10 protein-coding genes are annotated in these 5,140 nt (G+C 46.9%); all 10 read right to left on the bottom strand.

The genetic code is table 11. The annotated features are described in order from the left end of the window. On the bottom strand, window positions 1-426 hold a 426-nt coding region (locus AAY47_RS00130; protein ID WP_047766231.1), incomplete at its 3' end, for an MT-A70 family methyltransferase. Continuing rightward, window positions 395-610 carry a hypothetical protein gene (locus AAY47_RS20220; RefSeq protein WP_072059714.1) on the bottom strand — a complete coding sequence of 72 codons (216 nt, stop codon included), beginning with the start codon at window positions 608-610 and terminating at the stop codon, window positions 395-397. The genes AAY47_RS20220 and AAY47_RS00130, both read right to left, overlap by 32 nt. A 258-nt stretch (window positions 611-868) precedes the next feature. Then, window positions 869-1,036 (bottom strand): hypothetical protein, encoded by a 168-nt coding sequence (locus AAY47_RS21920; RefSeq protein ID WP_160300184.1) that lies wholly within the window; start codon window positions 1,034-1,036, stop codon window positions 869-871. Continuing rightward, window positions 1,029-1,829: a DNA cytosine methyltransferase gene (locus AAY47_RS00120; protein ID WP_047766229.1), complete on the bottom strand. Its 801-nt coding sequence runs from the start codon at window positions 1,827-1,829 to the stop codon at window positions 1,029-1,031. Before AAY47_RS00120 ends, AAY47_RS21920 begins: the two co-directional genes overlap by 8 nt. After that, window positions 1,826-2,254 carry a zinc-finger-containing protein gene (locus tag AAY47_RS00115; protein WP_047766228.1) on the bottom strand — a complete coding sequence of 143 codons (429 nt, stop codon included), beginning with the start codon at window positions 2,252-2,254 and terminating at the stop codon, window positions 1,826-1,828. Before AAY47_RS00115 ends, AAY47_RS00120 begins: the two co-directional genes overlap by 4 nt. Before the next feature lie 124 nt (window positions 2,255-2,378). Next, window positions 2,379-2,822, bottom strand: a complete 444-nt coding sequence (locus AAY47_RS00110; RefSeq protein ID WP_047766227.1) for a single-stranded DNA-binding protein — start codon at window positions 2,820-2,822, stop codon at window positions 2,379-2,381. Further along, window positions 2,823-3,695, bottom strand: coding sequence for an ATP-binding protein (locus AAY47_RS00105; protein WP_047766226.1), 873 nt, complete (start codon window positions 3,693-3,695; stop codon window positions 2,823-2,825). Between the two features lie 27 nt (window positions 3,696-3,722). Continuing rightward, window positions 3,723-4,415 (bottom strand): 3'-5' exonuclease, encoded by a 693-nt coding sequence (locus tag AAY47_RS00100; RefSeq protein WP_047766225.1) that lies wholly within the window; start codon window positions 4,413-4,415, stop codon window positions 3,723-3,725. 10 nt (window positions 4,416-4,425) lie between these two features. Next, entirely contained in the window at window positions 4,426-4,593 is a 168-nt protein-coding gene (locus tag AAY47_RS22185) for a hypothetical protein (protein WP_167400578.1), read from the bottom strand. Further along, complete coding sequence (locus AAY47_RS00095) at window positions 4,590-4,859, bottom strand: hypothetical protein (protein ID WP_152669732.1); 270 nt, start codon at window positions 4,857-4,859, stop codon at window positions 4,590-4,592. The genes AAY47_RS22185 and AAY47_RS00095 overlap by 4 nt, the downstream gene beginning before the upstream one ends. Between the last annotated feature and the right edge of the window lie 281 nt (window positions 4,860-5,140).

The following is a 5,140-nucleotide window of genomic DNA, read 5'->3' as shown; positions in this document are numbered from 1 at the left end:
TGGCAGTCCGTTGCCCCGAACGGCGATCAACATATCCTCAGTGTTGCTGCGGGTGTAGTTGCCACCGTTCATCCGTGTTTCGGTGTTGAGCAGTTCCATAAAATCCCAGCTATCGAGAATTCGCTCTTCCTGAATGGCTCTGTCTATGCGTTCCATCGCTAATTTGTTCAACTTCACCCATGTAAACAGCTTCATAGTCTTAACCGTGAATCCCCACGCTGCGGCCAATTTCATAGCCTCAGCCGAAAAATTCCCTGTGCACCACATACAGAGTACGGAGTTTTCCGCGGCTATTTGTTCTATGGGGAGTCGGGTGAGGGAATAAAAATCGGTGGTAGCGTAGTGGTTATTAGCGGCTCCGTTACTGGCGGCATTATTATATTGCCACGGGGGATCAGCCAATATCAGGCTGTATTTTTGTTCCATCTCTCCGCCTATCCTGCTCATAATCCTCCCCGCACTCTTTGCTACAGAATGCACCGTGTATTGCTGGCTCCGTCTCACACCATCGGCACATACCGTTGATGCTGGTTAATGCTGGTGGGCGGTTCTGGAGTGCATGAGATAACCTCAGCTCATTTAATTCATTCGCTGCATCGATAATATCCATGATGGTTCTCGTTATTTGTTTGGGTGACGGTAGATAGCTATGGTGTGATTATTTTTAAATGGAATGGGATAACCTTCCAAATGCGTTCCTGTTTCTCGCATCTTTATTATTTCTTCTTCACTTGTCCAAGCTATCGGCGTGATATTTTCATATTCAGCGAGTTTTTCTACCGCCTCACAGAGTTTGATTATATTTTGAGGTGATNNGGATAATACCGCCTCACTACGCTTTTTTATTTCTCGCGCCAACTCAATTACATTATTGTTCATTATTATCACCTCCCAGCCAATTTAAAAATATCTGCATACTATTTTCATCTATTACACGCTGACCGTTATCCAATGTATGAACTGTTATCTGAATATTGTCGATGTTAATAGTTCCACTATTTATAACGGTGGGTAGTTGTTCATTTTGATTATTCATTACTATCACCTAAACCCCCTGCATATGCTTTTATGAATTCTTCCGCGACCGGCGCGACGATGGCGTTTCCATAGGCGCACAATCGTCCCACTCTTCCGGCAGTCCTATTAGCAGTCTCGCCATAACCGGATGGAATGATTCTAATTTTTTCATCTGCTCCCTGGCTGGCTTTCCAGCCATTCCAAACGTGTGTAACCACATTTGGCGATACAGAGAGTCGTTCCGAATCTTGCCGTCCTTTCTCACAAAGGAGCCGCTCATATCGCCACAATCCTTGTGGCATCGTGTCGTTGGCGTGGCCCACCCAATAGAGCCGTTGTCTGATGTGCGGTGCACCGACGCCCGCAGCGCATAAATCAACCGCTGCTGAGGTGTAACCCGTTCCCGCCAGGTCAGTTTGTACAAGGTCGAACCATGCCAGTCCGTCCCTGCTCGCAACCTGCTCACCAAAGACGATGCGAGGTCGGCACTGTTCGATGAGGTAGTGGAAATGAGGCCATAAGTGCCGCTCGTCAGTAAACCCAGCGCCGCGGCCTGCCGCGCTGAAAGGCTGGCACGGGCAGGAGCCTGTCCAGACGGGTTTGTCATCGGGCCATCCTGCACGCCGGAGGGCGTAACTCCAGACTCCGATCCCGGCAAAAAAGTGGCATTGGGTGTAGTGTTTAATATCATTCGGTGTTACATCCTCTATTGATCGCCCATCAACATCGCCTGGTGCGATATGACCGGCTGCAATTAAATTTCTCAGCCACTGTGCGGCATAGGGGTCTATCTCGTTGTAATAGGCCGTCATTTTAAATTCCTGCATACATTCGCTGCCCGTTCGCACATTTCAGTGTCAAACCAACCGAAATGGCATTCGTTGAAACTGATATTTAATTGATTTGCTAACCATCTGTACGCATCCGTGCGCTCTAAATTACGACTCCTGACTACATCATCGAAATACCGATGAGCCGATGCTCTGGCTCTGCGTGTCGTTTTATCTGCCAGTGACCCCATCGGGATATCCGTTCCCGGATGAATGCTGACGCGCGCACCACATGCCCAACAGTGGTATAGCCACGGCCAGCGGTTATCATGGATGCGTTTAAAAACATTCAGGTGATGCTCAATCATCACGTGTCTGCCGCAATAACGGCAGTGTGTCGGAATGGGATAGGGGTCATTGACTCTTGCAATCGCTATGGGATTGGGGTTCCATGGGGTGAACTGCATGTGTCCTCCCGAATTTGGTTACAATAATCCTCCCGCCGCACAGCAGCGTAGTGATAGGGTTGGGGTTAATTAGATACTTCTGTCTGGATTGCCGAGCACGAAGACCCGGTGTTGGAAGTCGGCTCTAAAATGGCACGTCGTCGTCAAAATCCATCGGTGGTTCTTGCACCGTTTGTGGCGGCTGTGGCTGCCCCCAGAATTGGGATTGTTGCTGCTGTCCTGAATATTGCTGTTGCGGTTGTTGCTGGCTTCCCTGCCCATTGCCGCCAAAATCCAATTTTTCAACTATGATTGCAGCCGCCGAGCGTTTGGTTCCATCCTGCGCTGTCCACTCTTCCATGACGAATTCTCCTGTTACCATGACCTTAGTTCCTTTAGGCAGGTATTGAGGCAGCTTCTCAGCTTTTGCGCCAAACATCTTACAGATTACCCATGATGTTTTTGCGTGTTCTCCGTAACCCTGTTTTACTGGCAGGGAAAAAGAGGCTATCAGCTTCCCTGCCGGAGTCCATCGTTGTTCGCAGTCCTTGCCTAAATTTCCGCTAACTATGATTGTGTTAATTGCCATTTATGCCGCCTCCTGTGGTTCAAGTTCCGATTTCCTGAGTTCGTATATTTCCTGTGCTTTCCCTTGCTCTGGAGTGTCCCTGAGTGATTTATATGCCTCAGCAAACGCAATTTTTAGCTCGTCCATGTTTTGAGCTTTTCCTGCGCTCTCCGTGAAATGCGTTAAATCAATTTCAGCCTTGCTTCTTCCATCATTCAACCAATCCATTAACCGCTTACCTGTTCCCTCATCAATAACGGTGAAATCAGCATTACTGAACAATCCTGTCCTGTCCTTGCTGGCTGTTGCTGTGTGAGTCTCGTGATTTAAATCCAGAACCGTAGTGAATTCATATTCAACGCCGTCACGCTGCTCTGATTTCATGCCCAACTTATCAACCCGTTTTTTCCCGTTACCGTTATCAACCTGTGCCGTCTCCGTTTTACTGCGCATTGTGGCGATGATGTTCATATCAGAACGTAATATGGCATCCAGAAATTTATTATGGCGCGGGGTAATGTCACTCCATGCTGACCATGTGTTACCCTTATATTTCGCTTTAGCCAATCCATCCAGCATTTCCAGACAGCCACCTGTGCCGTTCCATTCATGCGTGATACTGTCGATGATGAGGTTATCGTATCCAGCCCCTTGTGCCGCGTTGATAGCCTCAATAAACCGCTCTGGTGTAAATGGTGGATCTAACTCCAGAACATCAAAGTTGAATCGGTCAGAATACAGTGATGCACTGCCTTTCTCGGTATCAATGACCGCAGTAGCGCCGCCAAGCCCTTTGACAATGGTTAATGCTCCGTAGGTTTTGCCTGAACCACTGGGGCCAGTTAAGGCCAGTCGAAGTTTGGCTTGCTTCCTCATAGCTTTTGCGAATTTCATGATTACTCCTAATAAAAAACCGCCAATTTAGGCGGTCTGTTGGAACGTCATTCGTTTATGAATTTCCCTAACCCGATCTACATCTCCCTTACAGTATTCAGCGACAGTGGAGATTTTCCCATCTCGTACAAAATCCCATACCTTACTGCCGTCAATATCCTCTCCGGTCTCAGATCCCTTGAGGGGTAAATCCAGTACGCTACAGAGCTTATCCAATGATACAGTTCCGTTATATCCGGCCCATGCAGTCATCGTATCGAATATTGATTTATCCCAATTCCGTGCGCCGAACGGAATAGCGCGGGGTGGTTTCACGCCCAAAACTACTGCTCTCTGGAACAGAAATCGCAAATCAAATGATGTGATGTTATGACCGATAAAACGAGGGGGTGTCATTGATGATGGATCGTATTTTTCACTGATATAATTGAAAAACTGACTGAGTATATTTTTCTCATCATTGAGATAGCTTTCAGAGTAATATACTGAAACTGGTTCATTATCTACTGCTACACCGATGCAACAAACATGGCCTAACCCACCGTCGAAGCTGGTTTTTTTCCAATTATCCTCACCTACAGTTTCACGATTCTCTGCCATCCATTGATCAATGGATTCTTGCTTTTTGTAGCTGCCCGGAGCTTTGACCTTATCAATAAATTGCTGTTTAACTTGTGGGTTCTGAGATGGAATAGTTTCTATATCTAGGTAAAAATTCATGCTGCCTCCGTTAGGTAAAATCGCCTCTAAAATCCATATCGCTGACTGACAATCCCTCCCTACCCAGCACCTCACTCTGGTAGATCAGTTCCCGGTGTTCGGCTATTTGTTCGTCCGTGTATTTGCGTTTTTTCTGCTCTTCCTGAGCAGCATGGGGTTTTTGGTCGAAATGTCTCATGCGGCCTCCTTACTCATTCTGGATTGGAGGTAATTAATAATTCGTTCTGCCTGTCCTAACAGGGTAGCCTCATCCAATAGGCTCTCTAATTGATCATCCCTGATGAGCTGCTCCATTTGTTCCTTGGCTGAATAGCACATCTTTCCGAGAATATTTGCGTAGTGACCATCTATACGTTTTACGTAGCTATCCATGCTGAATGTGATCATTGTCCCTGATGATGTCTGGTCACAACCGAATGATGAGCATAAAATTTGAATGCACATGATTACCTCCGTTAAACCGGAATAAATACAAATAATGAGATGATGAGTAGTGCGAGACGGCGCACATGGAAGCGCCGGTTCCTGATTGCCTGTGGTTGTTTGGGTACGACTGCGCACCCGTCGAACATGTTGTTACGCATGTAACAGTCCCTCATTAGTGAAAACGATTAGTGTTTTTCTGATTTGGATTATTTAGAGGTTAGAGAAATAAGCGCTTTGGCGTGCAGTTCGGCGGATTCGCGGTCGAGGTGGATTAGACCGCTGGATAATATATCTTTGTC

The organism is Xenorhabdus griffiniae (assembly GCF_001028135.1).
Lineage (GTDB): Bacteria > Pseudomonadota > Gammaproteobacteria > Enterobacterales > Enterobacteriaceae > Xenorhabdus > Xenorhabdus bakwenae.
Note: the sequence above shows the minus strand (reverse complement) of the source record. Positions and strands in the feature narration are given on the sequence as shown.